Below are 14,243 nucleotides of genomic sequence, written 5' to 3'. Positions count from 1 at the left end.
GATTGCGTGAGGTCCCGGGCTTCAGCGCCGGCAGCTTCAACTTCGAGCGGCCGGAACCATTGGGATAATGCACGTAGATTTCGCGGGTCGCGAGCTTCGCCTCTTCGCCATCGGGCGCCACCATTTTATCAAGCGCATCTGCGGGCGGCTTTTCGGGAAGAAAATAGACGAGCAGGAAATTCGGCTTGGCGTCGGGGAAGGGCGCATTGGCGACAATGGCGTCGAGTTCCTTGCTGGTCCGCACCATCACGCCCGGCCGCTTGCCCATCTTCTTGCCGAGCGCCTCATCGAGCTTTTCCTCGACTGCCTTTTCTTTCTCATTCGAGCGGAACAGCACATTGCCGCTCTGGATGTAGGTTTTCACATCGGTAAAGCCGAGTTGTCCGCAGATCGCCTTCAGTTCCGCCATCGGCAAGGCGCCGGTGCCGCCGACGTTTACCGCGCGAAGCAAGGCGATGTAGACGGGCATTTCTGTCTCCTTGGATGGTGTGCCGTGGGATACCCCCCTCTGCCCTGCCGGGCATCTCCCCCACAGGTGGGGAGATCACAAGTGGCTAAACCCTCACGCCACTCTACCGTTTCGCAGGGCTGTCGGTAGTTGTTTGGGGAAGCCAGTGCGCCCAGCCAATCTCCCCACCTGTGGGGGAGATGCCCGGCAGGGCAGAGGGGGGCGGCCACGGCACATCTTCACTTCTGTCATTCCTATGCCCGTCGCGGGAACGAGAGAGGCATGCTTCGCGACACCACAGCGATGTCGAACTTGCGGCAAGGTATGGCGTCGAGCCTGCCGCACCCTATCCCGGCCCTTCGCTTTGGGCTCGGGGCGTTCGCACCCACCTCTCCTCCCTCATTCCTGTGCCCGTCACAGGAATCCAGCCACCGCGCGTCTGCGCGGTGAATGACTCTTACCAGGCAAGGCGTCTCCCGCGCCCAGGGAACCTGGGCGCACTGGATTCCTGTGACATCCCTCGGGCAAGGCCCTGAGGCCACAGGAATTGTCTCTCAAATCTATGCTTTACTGCAGGGGAAGCTGGATCGAGCCCCGGGATGGCCATCCCGGGGCTCGCGCGACAAAGCGCCCGTACAGGAATAGGTGTCAACGACCGACCTCATGAAGGGACTTTTGCCGCACCAGCTTCGCATCGCTTGCTGACTTGAATGGGCTATCCGAAGGACACGCCCGCAGACAATTTCGAAGCATGGAGCCCAATTATGATGGCAGAATCCGATGAAATCCAGTCCATCCTCGGCCTGGACGTTTCCTGCGATACCGTGACCCTGTTCGACAGCTGCACCCGCCGCTGCCTGACCATTGCCAACGAGGCCGACGCGCTGCGTGCCGCCTTAGAACCGTATCAAGGCAGCGCTACGCTCGCCGTGTGCGAGGCCACCGGCGGCCATGAAGATACCGTGCTCGGCGTGCTCCTGGAATTGGCCATCCAGGCCCATCGCGCCGATCCCGCCAAGGTCAAGGCCTATATCAAATCCTTCGGCAAGCGCGCCAAGAACGACGCGATCGACGCCCGCTGGCTGTCCCGCTATGGCCGCGACCGGGCCGCGATGCTGCTGCGCTGGCAGCCGACCGCTCCGACCCAGCAGAAGCTCGAGCTGCTCGTCGCCCGCCGTCTCGACCTCGTCGCCATGCGGGTGCAGGAGCAAAACCGCCTGAAAGCCCCGCGCAGCAGTCTGATCGCCGATAATATCCGCGCCCATCTTTGCGAACTGGAGCGCCATATCGAAGCGCTCAACGCAGAGATCGACACCCTGATTAGCGAAAGCCGCGATCTGGAACTGCGGGCTAAATCATTGCGGTCGGTGCCGGGCATCGGACCGGTTCTGGTGCCGCTGCTCTTGGCCGTCATGCCCGAACTCGGCACCCTCAACCGCCGCCAGGTCGCAAGCCTCGCCGGTGTGGCTCCGCATCCCAAAGACAGTGGCAAGGCCAGCTGGCACCGCAGCACCACCGGCGGGCGACGCCAGATCCGTCCGGCGCTCTTCATCGCTGCTCTCGCCGCCTGCCGTGGCAATAGTCCGCTCGCCACAGCCTATCAGGCGCTGCTCAAGGCCGCAAAACCAAAGCGCGTCGCGCTCACCGCCATCATGCGCAAGATCATCACCATCGCAAACGCCCGGGTCAGAGACGCCTTGCAGCAGCAAAATGAATTAATGCTCGCGCCCGCATAAACTGACTTGGTGAGGGAAGTTGGGGGTGACGCTTTATTAGACGCCGGTGGAACGGCATGACGATCTACCAGCAGATGGCGCCGGCCGCCAAGACCCGGGACGGCACGAATTTCGCCGGCTTGGTCGGCAACTTTTTGAGAATAACCGGCTGTCCTATTTCCTGTTGGGCGTCGATGGGATCGTCTAGGACGGGCCACGGGCTCGGTTCAGGATGTGCCAGCGACTGCGCACAATATATCGGCCAAAACATCAACCGCTGCAACGATATGCGCCAGCTCGCGCTCTACAATAGGATGGCGACCAGCTGGGGCGACCGGCAGTGCCCGAAGTCAACTGAAGGCGCGCGCCAGCCAGGATGAGGTCGTTTGCCTCACCCGGCAGCCGGCGAACATATTGCTGATTTAAGCGCCGAAATCATCCATGAAGGACGGATGGATCGCAGGCTTGCGCTCTTCGCGGGCGTCGCGAAAACGCTGCGGAACCGCACCGAGACCGGTCACGAAACGGGTCAGGAGGTTGCGGTTGAAAAGTTTATGCAGGGCATTCATGGCAGTACACTCATTCTTATTTTTGTTAGCCGGCAGCATGTATTTTGCCCAGGCTGCTATAACAATGGGCAATTTTGCATGACAGTTATGTGACAGTGCATGGGCTTGAAAAGAGGGCTGAAAGGCGATCACTTTAGCGTTACGAGAGGCCACCTGGAGTAGTCGATTATCATCGATCAATGCCTGCATTCGCTTTGGCGTGGTAGATTGGCCGCTTGGGCCAAAGCTAGGCCCTCCGAAGGAGAAGCTCAGATGAACCGATTTTTCGCATTTATCGCGACCGGAACGCTGATCGGCCTTGCCACGATCACTTCGGCCTGCACGTCGACCAGCCCCGATCAGACTTCGTCGATCGGCGGCGGTTATTACCATTACGAGAGCCAGCCGCTCAATCCAGCCTGTGGAGCCGGGTTCAGGCCGAGCGATGGGCGCTCTTGTAGTTATTAGAAAAGAGGGCTGATCAGCACGATGCCGTGGGACGTCAGCAGGTTGCTGTCATCGCGCGGGAGCCGATGGTCGCCCCAACATCGTCCCTGACCCAATCCATGACTGGCTTTCCTGAACCCGAGCGAACGGAACTTCCATGCCTCCAGATTGCGGTGGGTGATTGCGACCAGCTGTCTGCGGCCGCGACTCCACTTCTTCCATTTGAGCCATCGAAATCGCCACTCCAGAATACGCCGCCGCCGAGGTCATCGGATCTCCAGCTTGGAATGTCTCGCAATCGATATCGCTGCTTTGGGCTTGGCCCAAAGCAGTCAGTCAGTGAAGCCCTTGCAGTCTGTTCCGCCGCTCTGCCAGCAGTTCATTTTGAACCAAAATCCTGGCATTGTCCGAAAGACCATCCGGCCCGATCAGACCAAGTTCGGTAAACCGCGCTTCGATTTCTTTGGGAATTCTATCCGCTTCGTGTTGGCAAAGGCGCACAAGCCACTTCCATTCGTCGCTAGTCATATCCCTGTGCACGACCATGAATTGCTACCCCTCCCGAGAACAACGACATCCATCAAACAGTACCACAACTTCGATCGAAAGGCAGGTGGCTCGACGACCGCGTCGATCACGGGTGCTTCAATCCGCAAAGCGCTGCACGAACCCCATGCTTCAGATCATTCTCGCCAAATCTGCACCGGCCGATCGTTGGCAACCGTGGCACATAGTTGTTGTTGCGAAGACCTGATCCTGAACCATAAATCCGGGAGCCCGAACCCCCACATCGACATAAGACCCGTAAGGTTCGAGTCGTCTCCCTTATTGTCGCGAACCTCGCCACGATGACCAAGCGCCTCAACCGAACCTAGGCGATCTCTGCGTTGAGCATATTAAAATGAAATCAAGGCCCTGCCGAAGTAACAGGAATCCAGACCCGAGCCGACGTTGGATGGCCTGATGACAGTGCCAGGCTGCCGACAATAGCGACCATGGCAATCAGGATGACGATGATGGGAAAGGCAGTGCCGGACGGCTTATCTTCATGGTAGATCATTGATTGCTCCTGCGGCCCGGCGGCGCATAAGACACCGCCGGGAAACGCGAGTTAGGCCTCGATGATGTAGGCAATCGTGAGAGCATCGGGATCGACGATGACGATCCTGCCATCCGCAAGGATGAAGAAGCGGTAGCCTTCATACTGCGGAACGATCTTCACAATGCGCGTCGGCAGCCGTTCAAGTCGGACCTTCTTCGGGATCGTCGTACCGACGGAGACGGTGAAGTCGACTTCCTTCACAGGCGCAACATGGACCTCCTTCACCACCGTTCGAATTTCCGTCTGCTGCTCGACCGAGATGTTGACGTTGGACTTGGTGTTCGTCGTGTTATTGTTGACGTTGGTTTCAGCAGAGCTTTTGTTTGTTGTTGTCGCATTCTGATCGGTCGATTGCTTCGACGCATCGCCGCTTTGCGTGGTGCTCTTCGTGCCTGTGGTGGCCGAGCCGCTGCTATCCGTGGTGCCGGACTTGGCGGCGGGCTTCTGTTCTGTCGTGGTGCCACCGCTGGCATCTTTCGATGCAGGTTTGGTTTCTGTCGACGTCTTGCCGGACGCACTTCCGCTCGTCGAGCCATCGGTCCAAGGCTGCTCGGCACTCTTTTTCATCTCCGAGCCTTGACCGGATTTCTGCTGAGATGACTGGCCCTTGCCTGGGCAGGCTCCCGACGCGTCGGGGGTGCAGTCGGTGCCGGTCTTGGCGGAGCCCGCCTGCGAGCCGGCTTCCGTGCCAGACTGTGTCTGGCCGCTGCTCTTTGTGTCCTGCTGGGCCGCCGCCGGCAATGTTGCAAGTGGGGACACGCTCAGTGACATTGCTGCCACGAGCATGGCGAGATGGTTGCTTTTCATGATCGATCTCCGAGATTTGGACATACGATGCCCGCGCATCCTATGCGGTGCAGACGGGCTCTCATGGTTGGGAGGGGGCGGCTGGAGCCGCCCGTCGGTCACTGGATGACCTGGATGACCTTCCGCGAGGAAGGTTCGACGATCACACGCTGATCGTTGACGATCGCATATGCATATTTCGGATCATCGGGAATTGGCGTTACGACGACGGTCTCCGGCAGGGGCTGTCCGACGACGAGCTTCTCCTTCACCACGACGCGTTCGGTCGGGGCCGGGGCCTGCTGAACATAGGTCACCACCTGCTGCGGCGGCGGATCAACAACGCTACCTGCCACGCCGCCGACAATGCCGCCGACAGCCGCACCGACCGGGCCACCGACGATCGCGCCCGTTGCAGCTCCACCAACGGCGCCTGTCACCGTCGATGACTGCGCAAAGGCGGATGTCGATGCCAGCAGGATACCCACTGCAATGCCTACAACTTTGATATTCATTTGTTTTTCCTCTTTGGATGCGGTTGGTTCCGCTGGGAGCCAAACCGTCGAATAGAGGAACTGTTCCAAAGCTAAGACTTGATGCCGGGGCCTAGCCCGACCTTGGTCCTAACCCCATTTGGATATCATTATTGCGTGGGGAAGCGGCTCAGCATCCGATCCTGGACGTTCTCGTGGCCGACGATCATCCCCGCAAGCGAGATGGCTTTTTCGCGGTCTGCGGCGTTTGTTATGTAACCCTCGAGCAGGACCACAGGGCCGAGCATCCTGATCTCGATGGCACTGCTGTCGATATCCTGATCAGCGGAAAGGGCCGCTTTGATCGTCGCGATGGTCGACGCTGAACTATGGCCTTGGGAGCAGCGCTCTTCATGGTTGGTGTTGTCGGAACCGAACTTCATATCGTCCTCCTGTTCCGTCCCCTCCACGGACCGTCATGTTGCCTCAAACCTAATATGAGAAGCGGGTTCTGGGGTCGCCAGTCCGACTTAGGTCCGTCTTCCCCTCAGCGCGATCCGGCTTAGATTTTCCGCATCCTTGTTGAAAGGACACCGGGGAGGTTTGGTCGTGTAGCCCTGATCTCCAGTCAGAACCTCCCCGGTGAAGTATTGTCGATCCATGTTGGGCGGCTCTCGGGAATAAAGGGCGGCTATCCATGCAAACGGGCGGTATAGTGGATTGGCATAGAAGCGAAGATTTCGCCCCTCTTATGCTTGTGATGAGCGGTCAGGAAAAGCATAGGCTGATCCGATTACTTGGCGAGGTTGCCGAAGCCCTTGTCGCGGCATGGCCGACAGACGACGGCAAGGAATACATTGCGGCCGTGAAAACCTGCCTGGATGCCATTCAAGGCAATATCCCCGCAAAGACAGCGCGTGCCGCACTTATATGCGCTGCGGAGGAAGCCGGAATACCCGTGATTGCCGTCGTCCACTGACGGGCTGCCCCGATTAAGCCGGCGCGGCAGCCGCAAGGAATACCGGGGATCGAGGCCTCCGTAGTTCGATTGCGGCATTCTTTGACGCCGGCGATCTCTGGCACCGGACGAAAATCGCAAAGCAGGTGATCCAAAGGAATCCCCGCGGTTACCACGTCACCTGATGCGGCTTGACTGCGGTGGATGCCACGCTGACTTCAGCTCCTGCGCTCCGAGCGAACGGGACCGAATGCGGTGAAGGTGGAATGATAGAGAAATCGCGGGCTTTGGAAGCAGGCCCGCGATTCTTTCAAATTATTGGACGACTTCGATTACCGCGCGCGTCTTCGGATTGACGAGCACACGCTTTTTGTTGATGACCACATAACCGTAATCAGGTTGATCGGGGATTGTGTGGATCTCGACCGTGTCAGGAAGCGCCGTGCCGACTGCAACGTCACCTTCAAACGTGACGGATGGCGTTTCCTGTTTCAAGACGTAGGTTTTGACCTCGCCAGGAACAACGACCGTCGTAGTCTGCGCGACCGCCGCTCCGCCGAGTGACAGAAACAGCGACGCGGCAGAGATGAGCAGTATTTTCATGTTATCCTCCAGGACCTTGGGTGTCCGGGCACAACGTTGCCAATAAGATATCGTTCCGCCGCTACACCAAATGCCTGCGGGCACATTTGAATACTCACGTCCGCCTTTGTTTGTTGGCAACCCCCGCGAGTAGCTGTTCCAAGCTGTCTTCGTTCGTGACGCCATGCTGATAGAAGTAGATAATCTGGGTTGCGAGCTCGTCGCAGGCGTCGCCGCCCGTTATGTGCCCGGTGGCGCCAATATGATCGAAGACCCTTTTGCAGATCACAATATCTTCGTTCTGCAATGGTGCATCGATCGCAGCGAAATCATCTCTGGTCATGGTGAACACCCCCCAAGAAGATACTTTAGTTTCTACCATCGAGCCTGAGCGCAGGATGAAGGCGCCACGTCTGTCCTTGATGTCGCGCGCCATCAGTCCGAATGCGGAGTCCGCATCGTCCCGGCGCTTTCCACGGCAAAAAGAAGCAGACCGCCTTGCGGGCGAACGGCTGGAAGTGGGGCAGGACCGCCCTGAATAGCGATATGTTCGTGCAATACGGCATTTCGCCGGATCAGGCCAGCCAACTGCCCAGCTATTCGACAACCGGCATGACGCTCGCGACGTTAGTGCGACCACGCCTATGCTGATGCTCTTTATGGTAACCCGCAGCCAGCCGCCTAACGTATGGCGTAGTAGAGCTGTGCTTCACATTGTTCATCCAGTGTCGGCATACGAGTTTCAACCAATAGAAATTTCTTACCACGCCGTCGCATGACTATGCCGCCAAGGTTTCCTTTTTCTTCGGAAGGGAAAGGCGTCCATTCATTCGAACAATTCACCCAGGAAAGCCATGCAAAAAGTTTCAAAGCGAATTATCTCCGATGGTTCTGGGCGTTTTCGCTGACTTGTCCGCAAGTGAATATCCCCAGCACGTCGAGATGATCGAAATAGCGCCAAAAGACAATCGTGATTTTTTGGGAGATTTGCCGTGAGCGCCAGACTTTTATTGGGGAGCTCACGAGTAAAGGACATCCTGCCTCATGCGCGCAGCCGTTCGTTCTAAGAACTTCAAAATCCCATCTTTAGAAAGTTCGAGTGGATAAGATCTCAAAAGTCAATTCTGTCCCGCAGAAATAGAAAGATTTGCCGAATTTGCCTTTCCGCGAGGTATAAGTTCTGAAAACCGCAATATAGCAGTTGATGCCCGTCCAAATATAAAGAGCGAAGACCCCGATCAGCTACTTTGGCCGGGCGGTGTCATGTGTCCACCGGAGAAGCCGGCAACAGATGTCACCCACTTGCCAGTGGGCCAGATGAACGGCGCCACTTGCGACCAACTGAAGGCCATCTTCGGTTGAACCACGAGTCCGCAGGCAGATTTGTATTCCCGTGCTGCTCGCCGCAAGAAGTTCGCCGGGGCGAGCGCAACTGCTTCTGCTGGACCGGAACGAGAACAAAAGCGTCCCACCTGGCGAGGCCAGCGTTGGAAAGGGGGGTCTTGAAAATGGAAGATAGGCAGGAAAAAACAAGAGCTTGCAAAAATTGATGGTGGGCCCGGAGGGCCTGAACTATCGCAACGAAATCAACAGCCTGCATATGGGTTCGCCATTGGGGTTAGCCAACCGGTTAGCCACGCGGCTTTCTAGGCTGCATTTTTCTCGTTAGTCTCGTCATCGCATCCTTCGCCAAGCGCTCTTGCTCTGCCGCTCGGCTGTACAGCTCCGCATGCTCGATATCGTCATGCCCGAGCGTTTCCATAAGCTGGCGCGTCGTCGCGCCGGTCTCCGCGAGCAATTTCCCCAGCGTCTTCCTGAGTCCGTGCAAAGTGCAGCCCTTGGGCATCTTGGCGCTATGCGTCCAGCCCACGTAATACCCGAAGAGCAGCCTGCCTGCCTTCGCCCCACACGAAGAGCATTTCAGCTTGGGCTCGAGATCGCTTGTCAGGGCCTGCGTCAGCTACGTCGGGGCTCTCCGCCTCGTTTGCCTCCGGATCAGATCACGGTTCCAAGAGTTGCAGGATCCCATGTGGAGAAATTTCTAGTGGGAAAGCTTCCCAGAAATCCAAATTCCCTTCCAAGTACATCAGAGTGGAATCACAGTTACCCTCCGGAGAGGTGTACGTCCGGAAAACGGGAAGATAGCAAGGGATGCCGTCCCAAATGTAATGCGCGAATACCGCTATCGATCTGGTCTGTCCCGGCGGGGTTTCATGCCCGCCCATCAGCCCGCATGAGATATCGCCAGCTTTAATCGTCAGGCCGTGGAAAAGCGATATGACGTATAGGGTCAGCATCCGCTTCAAGTGGGAGCTGGATTCGCAAATCCGCGTGTCCAAGTCTCTAGCCCGGCATGCTGACAGGAACTGCCCATAGAGCTCGTTTTCGTTAAAAAGCTCGCCGCCATAGTCGACCGAGAATAAGCTTCGAACTAAGCCTTCGTCGGTCGAGTTGAGCGGATATTTAAAGAGCACCACAATACCATTGTGACCGGAAACTTTTCGCCCGATGTGGGCTATCCGGGATTTTGCTTTCGCGTGAGGCATTCCAAGGGCTGCCTCGCAGATGGGTTCCAAGCGGTCTACTAAGTGAGCAAGTCCTGCCGCTATTTCTGCTGGTGAAAGCGTTCTGTCAAAGAGGCCTTTAAAAAAGTTAAAGGCTAGAACAAGTGATTGCACATTGCTCGATATTGCACCGACGTCTTTGTCAAAACGATGCGCGATAAGATCCCCCACTTCTTTGATAATCCAGTCTTGAGCTGCTGTAGCCCTTAGCGCGAGCAGGATGGTCGCCAGATCCTGCTGCGCGTTTGCGCTCGATAATGAAGCTCGATTAAGCCGTGTTTGGAGTTCATAGTTGCTCAAGGAAAGGCCTTTCGCTGCTTGTGTATTTTGCCTTATCGAAGCTGATCTTCGTCGCCATGTCCACGAGGACGCGCGAGGATTTGGCACCCTAAACGTCTTCAAGGAAGTTTTCGGGAATATTCATAATTCCGGAAGTCGGTGTCAAAATCCCCGATTTTCGCGTCCGGCTACACCGGACTACAGTCAACGGTTAGCCACCAAAAACGGAAAATAGCGGGAACATCGCCTTGGCTAACCCCAGCTAAACCCCTTTGAAATATAGATATTTTGGTGGGCCCGGAGGGAGCGCCCACCATCGCTCAAAACCCTTAGAAAGCGGTCTTTCAGGGATGGCTAGGGGGACACGATGTCCCCCTTTTGTGTATACCCATCTGACACATAGGCGGTCCTCGGACAACTACAAACTATTTCGTAGCGCTTAGCTCGGAGCTTGCTACTTGCGTAGCGGCATCCAAAGCTGTGATTGTGGCATCCCAATCATACAACGATGGAGGATCTGATGGGAGCGCGAGATAGATGGACGATAGCGATCAAGTGTCCAGCATGCGGTAACTCTGGTGAGGTCGAGGTATCGCAAGAGGATGGATGGGCTTTTATGCGGGATCAATCCACTACCATCGATCATCTGCCGAAAGGGTTCTCGGTTGGAACGGGTGGGAACGCAGCTTCGATGACATTCATTTGCGACGCTGATGGCTCGGTTGCAGTCAAAGGCTGATGGTTGGCGCTGCCGAAATTGAATAGGTTCATAAGTGCCGCACATCACAACAATTGCCTGCCTGAGTTGTGTTTGCAGCCTCGCAAGCATTGTCCTTAGAACGAGGACAAAGCATCATATCGACAGTCACTGATTCGAATTGCAGAGAACCATGAGCATAGAGAACTTTCGCAGCACGCAGATTGGTACAAGCGAGCTTATATGCGGTGATGTTGTAGATAGTTTGGAGAGCTTGGAGGGACGGTCTTATCAGCTAATCGTTTCATCTCCTCCTTATAATATAGGCAAAGTGTACGAGCGGGATAGTAAGCGAACACTTGATGAGTATTCTGAGTGGCAATTCAGTGTTGTGAAGGGCCTGAAAGGTCTTCTCTCTGATAACGGCAGTATTTGCTGGCAGGTTGGAAGTTTCGTTCGAAACAATGAGTACGTACCACTCGATATAATATTCTACCGAATTTTCGCTGAACTGGGGTTCAAACTCAGAAACAGGATCATTTGGCGGTTTAACTTTGGCCTGAATTACGACAAGCGGTTCTCGGGACGGTACGAGACCATGCTTTGGTTCACGAAGTCTGATGATTATGTGTTCAATCTAGATCCAGTCAGGATCCCGCAGCTTTATCCTGGGAAAAGGCACGTCCAGAAAAAAGGTGCCGAGAAGGCCGGAAAACCGAGTGGTAATCCGCTGGGTAAGAACCCGTCGGACTACTGGGAGTTCTCCGCAGAGCGAGACTTCATGGCAAACCCTGTTTGGGATTTGCCTAATGTCAAAGCCAGTCACCCCGAAAAGACGAGCCACCCCTGTCAGTTCCCCATCGAACTTGCTGAGCGATGCGTGCTTGCCTTCACGAATCCCGGCGACGCGGTTCTCGATCCCTTCGTAGGGACCGGCGCGAGCCTTATAGCTGCTAAGAAACACGGTCGCGTTGCGACGGGGATAGACCGGGATGGGCCTTTTCTAGCAATTGCCGAAGAGCGCTTGGAGGCTTTTGAGAATGGTGTGCTCCCGATGAGGCCTAGTGGGAAGGCAGTCCAGCGGCCGAACCCTAAAGACAAGGTGGCTCGGGTGCCTTTCGAGTGGGAAGCGAAGGTCGGTTGACATGGTGAAGAAAGGAGGGGGGAAGGGCGGCAAGAAACCTGCCTCAAAGAAGACTGCGCCAAAGAAGCCGAAGCTAACGCCTGCTCAGCGCAAAGCAAATCTGAGGACCAAACAGCATATCCGTTCAATCAAGGATGCGTTCACAGCTTTTGGTTTCAAGCACATATCGGGGATGTCGAGTAAGAAGTTCCAGTTCAAAGGACGGGAATGTGATTTTGATGATGTGTTTTTGCTCGATAATGTTCTTGTCTTAGTTGAGCACACCGCGCACGGCGAAGATCATGTGTCCGGACATCTTGTCAATAAGAAGATAGTTTTCGACTACATCAATCAATATCCTGCTGAATTCGTTGAATACGTCCGAGAAAATTTTGGCGATTTCAGTTCTGTTGTTGATCCGCTTTATCAGGATCATCATTTTCAGGTGAAGATTGTTTATGCGTCTTTGAACAACCTAAAATCATCCATCAAGGCGCATGTACAAAACGTATACTTTCTCGACTATCCCTATCTTCGTTACTTTAAGAACCTTGCCGAAACTATCAAAACATCTGCCAAGTGGGAGATGCTTGGCTATCTAGGCGTTAAAGCAAGTGAGTTTTCGAAGAGTATCCTGTCCGCAAGTTCCTCCAGCGCAAACTTCAATGGATCGGTTCTTCCTGAATCGCAGTCCCACTTTCCTGCTGGATACAAGGTGGTATCATTCTACGTCAGCGCGGGTGAGCTTATACAGCGTGCATACGTCTTGAGACGGGACAGTTGGCGCGAGAACAACAACATCTACCAGAGGCTACTCGGGCGGAAAAAAATAGAAAGCTTGCGCAAGCACCTTCTCGATAAGAGAGGGGTTGCTATCAACAACATCATCGTGACGCTGCCAGAAAGTACGAAGGTCTTGGACCTGTCTAACAAGCAGGTGGAAACTGATAAAATTAAGTCCGTTCAGCTATCCAAGGTCGAACTGCCGGTGGATTTTAACTCCATAGGTATAATCGACGGACAGCATCGTGTCTTTTCTTACTACGAGGGCGGCTCGAACGAGTCTCAGATGGCTGTGCTACGGGCACAGCAAAACCTTTTAGTCACTGGAATCATATTCCCTGAGAATACTGGCGAATTGGCGCGAGATCGGTTCTCGGCGGGCTTGTTCCTTCAAATCAACACCAACCAGAGCAAGGTGAAGCCGGAACTCATCCAGGAGATAGGGGTAATCTTGCGACCCTTTGCTGTGCAGTCAATTGCGCGGCGGGTTTTACGGGAGCTAAACAACAGGGGGCCATTCTCCGATCATTTCGCGACGGCGTTTTCGGAGGGCCCCAAGGTGAAAACGGCTACTGTTGTGTCGTATGGTATAACACCGCTGGTTCGACCTCACGCGATAGATGGCCTTTTTAATGTCTGGCAGTCCCCGAATAGGGATCTGCTGGTTAAAGGTGGTGTAGATCCCAGCATTGATGAGGCCGTCGTCGTCGAGTTCGCAGAGTTCTGTGTGAAAGAAATAAACACATTCACCGGGGCGGTGCGATCGTATGTTTCCTCACGTTGGACTGCGGACAAGAGTATGGGCGACCGGATGTTGACTACGGTGATAGTGAACGGCCTATTCCACTGCCTGCGACGAATATGTGGTAGCGGAGCGCTAATGTCCTTTGATGAATACCGTGACAAGCTTTCCGGTATAGAAGACTTTGATTTTAGCGGCTTCGGATCGAACCGTTACAATCAACTGGGACAGCAGCTTGCGCTAGATTTCTTCGGCATCGCTAAGGGCGCAGCGGAAGAATAATGGCTGGGATCATCTAGCTCTCTCCCAATGCTATTTAAGCCCGGTGTGCTGGGATTTCAGCAGCAGTAAGGAAATGCCGCTGTCAATGGTATCTCACATCTGCTGGGAGGCTGAGCGACTAGCTATCAATCATCTCTAGGAGCAAAGGCGGTTGGGTCGTACACCTCTTCTAATGCTCTACGTGCGATGCCGTTAGGTAGATATTTCAGCATGTGAAACTCTGTTAGGAGCGCATCAAAGTCATTTGCTTGTGGCATGAGTCCGTTAAACCCGGCCAGAGCCAACTCATGCGACGTCAACTGGCTACGAAGCAGGTTGCTGTACTGGATCTTCTCGGGCTCGGTCAGAACCTTGTCGTCTTTTATGCGACGTAGGATGGTGTAGACGATACGGAAATAGGGCCCGAAGGTGCTTTCGAACCGGGCGTGAATACCGAGCCGATACAACTTCTCTAGTTGAGCTTGAGTCCTTCGGGTGGCAGTCGTTCTGGTTCTAACCAAGTAACGCAGCTCATACATTGCCGTTCGAAATGCTGCTGCTTCAGTCTGCACCTTTGATCGTTCCGACGACGCGGCAATCTTGTTGTGAGCGTCCGGCGAATGCATTTTTTGCGTCTACGAGGCGCGGTTTAGGACTTGCGGCTTAGCTCATCTGCCATGACGCGCTCGATCATCTCGGGATCGCATTGTTCATCGACGAGGAACTGGCGGATTC

At 55.2% G+C, this 14,243-nt stretch carries 17 protein-coding genes and 1 pseudogene; 6 read left to right on the top strand and 12 right to left on the bottom strand.

The genetic code is table 11. From position 1 onward, the window contains the following. A partial coding sequence (locus RLEG4DRAFT_RS25180) for a DUF1697 domain-containing protein (protein WP_003581024.1) occupies positions 1-469 on the bottom strand: 469 nt, incomplete at its 3' end. Positions 470-1,212: 743 nt separating this feature from the next. Between RLEG4DRAFT_RS25180 and RLEG4DRAFT_RS25175 the strand changes: the two genes are divergently transcribed. After that, positions 1,213-2,184 carry an IS110 family transposase gene (locus RLEG4DRAFT_RS25175; RefSeq protein WP_003581023.1) on the top strand — a complete coding sequence of 324 codons (972 nt, stop codon included), beginning with the start codon at positions 1,213-1,215 and terminating at the stop codon, positions 2,182-2,184. A gap of 56 nt (positions 2,185-2,240) precedes the next feature. Then, positions 2,241-2,543: a hypothetical protein gene (locus tag RLEG4DRAFT_RS25170; RefSeq protein WP_003581022.1), complete on the top strand. Its 303-nt coding sequence runs from the start codon at positions 2,241-2,243 to the stop codon at positions 2,541-2,543. Positions 2,544-2,585: 42 nt separating this feature from the next. On the opposite strand, the gene RLEG4DRAFT_RS40375 is transcribed toward RLEG4DRAFT_RS25170, so the two are convergent. After that, the gene (locus tag RLEG4DRAFT_RS40375; protein ID WP_125869657.1) at positions 2,586-2,921 is read right to left on the bottom strand and encodes a hypothetical protein; all 336 of its coding nucleotides are present in this window, start codon (positions 2,919-2,921) and stop codon (positions 2,586-2,588) included. Between the two features lie 63 nt (positions 2,922-2,984). Here RLEG4DRAFT_RS40375 and RLEG4DRAFT_RS25165 point away from each other — a divergent pair, with 63 nt between their 5' ends. Beyond that, complete coding sequence (locus RLEG4DRAFT_RS25165; RefSeq protein ID WP_003581019.1) at positions 2,985-3,179, top strand: hypothetical protein; 195 nt, start codon at positions 2,985-2,987, stop codon at positions 3,177-3,179. A 315-nt stretch (positions 3,180-3,494) separates the two neighbouring features. Here RLEG4DRAFT_RS25165 and RLEG4DRAFT_RS25160 read toward each other — a convergent pair whose 3' ends face one another. From RLEG4DRAFT_RS25160 to RLEG4DRAFT_RS25145, 5 genes are all read right to left on the bottom strand, one after another. Continuing rightward, a complete protein-coding gene (locus tag RLEG4DRAFT_RS25160; RefSeq protein WP_003581018.1) occupies positions 3,495-3,704 on the bottom strand; it encodes a hypothetical protein in 210 nt (69 codons plus the stop codon). A 361-nt stretch (positions 3,705-4,065) separates the two neighbouring features. Further along, positions 4,066-4,218, bottom strand: coding sequence for a hypothetical protein (locus RLEG4DRAFT_RS41000; protein WP_003581016.1), 153 nt, complete (start codon positions 4,216-4,218; stop codon positions 4,066-4,068). Between the two features lie 51 nt (positions 4,219-4,269). Then, a complete protein-coding gene (locus RLEG4DRAFT_RS25155; RefSeq protein ID WP_003581015.1) occupies positions 4,270-5,067 on the bottom strand; it encodes a DUF1236 domain-containing protein in 798 nt (265 codons plus the stop codon). Between the two features lie 98 nt (positions 5,068-5,165). After that, entirely contained in the window at positions 5,166-5,561 is a 396-nt protein-coding gene (locus RLEG4DRAFT_RS25150; protein ID WP_003581013.1) for a DUF1236 domain-containing protein, read from the bottom strand. A gap of 128 nt (positions 5,562-5,689) precedes the next feature. Further along, complete coding sequence (locus RLEG4DRAFT_RS25145) at positions 5,690-5,962, bottom strand: BON domain-containing protein (protein ID WP_003581011.1); 273 nt, start codon at positions 5,960-5,962, stop codon at positions 5,690-5,692. Between the two features lie 254 nt (positions 5,963-6,216). On the opposite strand from RLEG4DRAFT_RS25145, the gene RLEG4DRAFT_RS25140 reads away from it, so the two are divergent. Next, positions 6,217-6,498, top strand: a complete 282-nt coding sequence (locus RLEG4DRAFT_RS25140) for a DUF982 domain-containing protein (RefSeq protein WP_003581009.1) — start codon at positions 6,217-6,219, stop codon at positions 6,496-6,498. 294 nt (positions 6,499-6,792) lie between these two features. Here RLEG4DRAFT_RS25140 and RLEG4DRAFT_RS25135 read toward each other — a convergent pair whose 3' ends face one another. The 4 genes and pseudogenes from RLEG4DRAFT_RS25135 to RLEG4DRAFT_RS25120 all read right to left on the bottom strand — a co-directional run bounded on the left by RLEG4DRAFT_RS25135 (position 6,793) and on the right by RLEG4DRAFT_RS25120 (position 9,923). Then, positions 6,793-7,080: a DUF1236 domain-containing protein gene (locus RLEG4DRAFT_RS25135; protein WP_003581007.1), complete on the bottom strand. Its 288-nt coding sequence runs from the start codon at positions 7,078-7,080 to the stop codon at positions 6,793-6,795. Between the two features lie 94 nt (positions 7,081-7,174). After that, the gene (locus RLEG4DRAFT_RS25130; RefSeq protein WP_245277981.1) at positions 7,175-7,495 is read right to left on the bottom strand and encodes a hypothetical protein; all 321 of its coding nucleotides are present in this window, start codon (positions 7,493-7,495) and stop codon (positions 7,175-7,177) included. 1,194 nt (positions 7,496-8,689) lie between these two features. Further along, positions 8,690-8,923, bottom strand: a pseudogene (locus RLEG4DRAFT_RS25125) (tyrosine-type recombinase/integrase); the annotation flags it as partial. Between the two features lie 136 nt (positions 8,924-9,059). Next, a complete protein-coding gene (locus tag RLEG4DRAFT_RS25120; protein WP_003581005.1) occupies positions 9,060-9,923 on the bottom strand; it encodes a hypothetical protein in 864 nt (287 codons plus the stop codon). A gap of 869 nt (positions 9,924-10,792) precedes the next feature. On the opposite strand from RLEG4DRAFT_RS25120, the gene RLEG4DRAFT_RS25115 reads away from it, so the two are divergent. Beyond that, positions 10,793-11,743, top strand: a complete 951-nt coding sequence (locus RLEG4DRAFT_RS25115) for a DNA-methyltransferase (RefSeq protein WP_003581004.1) — start codon at positions 10,793-10,795, stop codon at positions 11,741-11,743. A 1-nt stretch (position 11,744) separates the two neighbouring features. Continuing rightward, a complete protein-coding gene (locus tag RLEG4DRAFT_RS25110) occupies positions 11,745-13,529 on the top strand; it encodes a DGQHR domain-containing protein (RefSeq protein WP_003581003.1) in 1,785 nt (594 codons plus the stop codon). A gap of 125 nt (positions 13,530-13,654) precedes the next feature. Here the strand turns inward: RLEG4DRAFT_RS25110 and RLEG4DRAFT_RS25105 are convergent, their stop codons facing one another. Then, entirely contained in the window at positions 13,655-14,080 is a 426-nt protein-coding gene (locus RLEG4DRAFT_RS25105) for a putative phage abortive infection protein (protein WP_171898237.1), read from the bottom strand. Positions 14,081-14,243 lie beyond the last annotated feature (163 nt).

This window comes from Rhizobium leguminosarum bv. trifolii WSM2297 (assembly GCF_000271845.1).
Note: the sequence above shows the minus strand (reverse complement) of the source record. Positions and strands in the feature narration are given on the sequence as shown.

Excerpts from the sequence above, each read along its gene's own strand:
- RLEG4DRAFT_RS25175 (WP_003581023.1), top strand. The coding sequence starts at position 1,213 with ATGATGGCAGAATCCGATGAAATCCAGTCCATCCTCGGCCTGGACGTT.
- RLEG4DRAFT_RS25170 (WP_003581022.1), top strand. The coding sequence starts at position 2,241 with ATGACGATCTACCAGCAGATGGCGCCGGCCGCCAAGACCCGGGACGGC.
- RLEG4DRAFT_RS40375 (WP_125869657.1), bottom strand. The coding sequence starts at position 2,921 with ATGCAGGCATTGATCGATGATAATCGACTACTCCAGGTGGCCTCTCGT.
- RLEG4DRAFT_RS25165 (WP_003581019.1), top strand. The coding sequence starts at position 2,985 with ATGAACCGATTTTTCGCATTTATCGCGACCGGAACGCTGATCGGCCTT.
- RLEG4DRAFT_RS25160 (WP_003581018.1), bottom strand. The coding sequence starts at position 3,704 with ATGGTCGTGCACAGGGATATGACTAGCGACGAATGGAAGTGGCTTGTG.
- RLEG4DRAFT_RS41000 (WP_003581016.1), bottom strand. The coding sequence starts at position 4,218 with ATGATCTACCATGAAGATAAGCCGTCCGGCACTGCCTTTCCCATCATC.
- RLEG4DRAFT_RS25155 (WP_003581015.1), bottom strand. The coding sequence starts at position 5,067 with ATGAAAAGCAACCATCTCGCCATGCTCGTGGCAGCAATGTCACTGAGC.
- RLEG4DRAFT_RS25150 (WP_003581013.1), bottom strand. The coding sequence starts at position 5,561 with ATGAATATCAAAGTTGTAGGCATTGCAGTGGGTATCCTGCTGGCATCG.
- RLEG4DRAFT_RS25145 (WP_003581011.1), bottom strand. The coding sequence starts at position 5,962 with ATGAAGTTCGGTTCCGACAACACCAACCATGAAGAGCGCTGCTCCCAA.
- RLEG4DRAFT_RS25140 (WP_003581009.1), top strand. The coding sequence starts at position 6,217 with ATGCAAACGGGCGGTATAGTGGATTGGCATAGAAGCGAAGATTTCGCC.
- RLEG4DRAFT_RS25135 (WP_003581007.1), bottom strand. The coding sequence starts at position 7,080 with ATGAAAATACTGCTCATCTCTGCCGCGTCGCTGTTTCTGTCACTCGGC.
- RLEG4DRAFT_RS25130 (WP_245277981.1), bottom strand. The coding sequence starts at position 7,495 with ATGGCGCGCGACATCAAGGACAGACGTGGCGCCTTCATCCTGCGCTCA.
- RLEG4DRAFT_RS25115 (WP_003581004.1), top strand. The coding sequence starts at position 10,793 with ATGAGCATAGAGAACTTTCGCAGCACGCAGATTGGTACAAGCGAGCTT.
- RLEG4DRAFT_RS25110 (WP_003581003.1), top strand. The coding sequence starts at position 11,745 with ATGGTGAAGAAAGGAGGGGGGAAGGGCGGCAAGAAACCTGCCTCAAAG.